The organism is Pantoea sp. BAV 3049 (genome assembly GCF_009765445.1).
Lineage (GTDB): Bacteria > Pseudomonadota > Gammaproteobacteria > Enterobacterales > Enterobacteriaceae > Erwinia.
In genome coordinates this window covers 1-1,512 of record NZ_WHOY01000002.1, presented here as the reverse complement: position 1 = coordinate 1,512, position 1,512 = coordinate 1, and the positions used below count along the sequence as shown (strand labels likewise).

General features: G+C 48.9%; 3 protein-coding genes. 2 read left to right on the top strand and 1 reads right to left on the bottom strand.

Annotated elements, in window-relative coordinates; translation table 11 throughout:
* Together GSQ70_RS25870 and GSQ70_RS00015 are read left to right on the top strand one after the other, a co-directional pair.
* The coding region (locus GSQ70_RS25870; protein WP_233268216.1) for a hypothetical protein at positions 1-198 on the top strand (198 nt) is incomplete at its 5' end.
* Positions 170-604: a recombination protein NinB gene (locus GSQ70_RS00015; RefSeq protein WP_158780366.1), complete on the top strand. Its 435-nt coding sequence runs from the start codon at positions 170-172 to the stop codon at positions 602-604. The genes GSQ70_RS25870 and GSQ70_RS00015, both read left to right, overlap by 29 nt.
* A gap of 570 nt (positions 605-1,174) precedes the next feature.
* Here GSQ70_RS00015 and GSQ70_RS00010 read toward each other — a convergent pair.
* Positions 1,175-1,357 carry a hypothetical protein gene (locus tag GSQ70_RS00010; protein ID WP_158780365.1) on the bottom strand — a complete coding sequence of 61 codons (183 nt, stop codon included), beginning with the start codon at positions 1,355-1,357 and terminating at the stop codon, positions 1,175-1,177.
* Between the last annotated feature and the right edge of the window lie 155 nt (positions 1,358-1,512).

Genomic DNA, 1,512 nt, shown 5'->3' with positions numbered 1-1,512 from the left:
ATATCAAAACGAGACTTCCGCCAGGTCTGTAATGCCTACATCAACGCCGTGAATTTGTCTGAGCAGCTACGGATGATTCACCGTGGCGATAATGCAAGGTCAGATGCCGCTGCGGGACGCCTGGAGGATGGATTCAAGGTAATAATTCAGCAACTGAAAGAGGTTATCGATGGAGAAAAGAACATTCCTTCTTCGTGACGGCAATGTCCGACAGCACGTAATCAGCACCATCCAGCAGTTACCCGCCAATCCCACCAAGCCACTACAAATCACCATCCAGGAAGATACCCGCAGCCTTGCGCAAAATCGCATGCTTTGGGCCTGCCTGCATGATGTTTCGTCACAGGTCATTTGGTATGGGCGAAAGATGGATTCCGATAGCTGGAAGAACGTTTTCAGCGCCAGTCTGAAGAAGCAGGAGACCGTACCAGGCATTGACGGCGGATTTGTGGTGCTGGGCCAGTCAACAAGCAAAATGCGCGTCAGTGAGATGCGTGACCTCATTGAGTTAATCCATGCCTTCGGTGCCGAGCACGGCGTCCGGTTCAGTGACGAATCCGCCAGGGCGCATGAGTGGGCTTCAAGATTTGGAGATGCAGCATGACAACAGCAAGACAGGTAATTATCGATTTTCTGAAGAGTAAAGGCGGCTATGTTCATTCCTGTGATATTCATAACCACGTGATACAGGCTGGATACCGGCGCAACAGCTCTCAGGGATCGCTATCTAAGATGGTCGAAGCAGGCCAGGTGCTCAGAAAGGGAATCTACAAGGACACTCTGTGCGCAGGCTCTCGACCCGCTTTGATGTAATGACTCAACCCACACCTTATGGTCATCCAATATCTTCCGTAAATCCGTCATGTTCATATTCTTATTCCTGAATTTAGGCGTAAAAAAACCGCTTATGCGGCCTGTTTAATTAAAAATTAAGTCATATTCCGATGGTGATTCCTTATATCTACCGCCAGCCGTATAAAATGCAATCCGGTCTAACTGGCCGTCCGCTTTTGTGACCCTTCCGAAGAACTGATAAACGGGGAATAACTCCGAATCATCCCGCTGAACCTCGAAAGTAAACCCATTCTTCGTTGCGTACTTTCCGCCAACAACCAGCATCTATCACCTCGCCGTTACGCCGTTAGATTTACAATGACCAATAAAAAAAGGCCGCTTAAGCATCCTTGAATCCTGTTACCTCAACCCGGCAAATGGGGTAGGTGGAGAGTTTTTCCTCCTGGATGATTCGCTGGGCGTCATCCCAAGAATCGGCATCATCGGCGAACTTAATATTCTCGTAGTATTCGCCTTCATAGCTGTCGTGCTTCCCTGCCAAAATTTTGAATCTAAGAGCCATTCCGCTCACCTCAAATTAAAGGAATCGATTTGCCGCGCTGCTTCTGAACCGCATGTATCTGCCGGTTGGCTTCGTTGCAGACCTTCCGGTACTCAGGATTCTGTCGACTCACAGCTTCCGGAACTGGCTTGCTGCGCATCTTCATTTTGTACTCA

Excerpts from the sequence above, each read along its gene's own strand:
- GSQ70_RS00010 (WP_158780365.1), bottom strand. The coding sequence starts at position 1,357 with ATGGCTCTTAGATTCAAAATTTTGGCAGGGAAGCACGACAGCTATGAA.
- GSQ70_RS00015 (WP_158780366.1), top strand. The coding sequence starts at position 170 with ATGGAGAAAAGAACATTCCTTCTTCGTGACGGCAATGTCCGACAGCAC.